Source organism: Tritonibacter sp. SIMBA_163, from assembly GCF_046535935.1.
In the GTDB taxonomy this organism is placed as follows: domain Bacteria; phylum Pseudomonadota; class Alphaproteobacteria; order Rhodobacterales; family Rhodobacteraceae; genus Epibacterium; species Epibacterium scottomollicae.
Genome location: NZ_JAWJBP010000645.1, coordinates 1 through 262 on the forward strand (window position 1 = coordinate 1; position 262 = coordinate 262).

Below are 262 nucleotides of genomic sequence, written 5' to 3' on the forward strand. Positions count from 1 at the left end.
ATCGCGAACCTGATGACCAAATGGGCCTGGGGATCGAAATGTTGAGCGCGAAGCGGCGCAACTTCGGCAATATTGTCGGCCATGGTGAAGGCATTTCCGATGCCTCATCACTCGGCGCATGGACCGCCGAACAATTCGACCCCTCGCTCGACTGGGGCACGATCGAAAAGCTCAAGGAGATGTGGGGCGGCAAGGTGATCCTGAAGGGCATCTTCGATGAGGAAGATGCCAAGAGGGCCGCCAGGGTTGGTGCGGATGCGAT

At 58.4% G+C, this 262-nt stretch carries 1 pseudogene; it reads left to right on the forward strand.

The features are described 5' to 3' along the window. A pseudogene (locus R0J92_RS23900) lies at positions 1–262 on the forward strand (alpha-hydroxy-acid oxidizing protein); the annotation flags it as partial.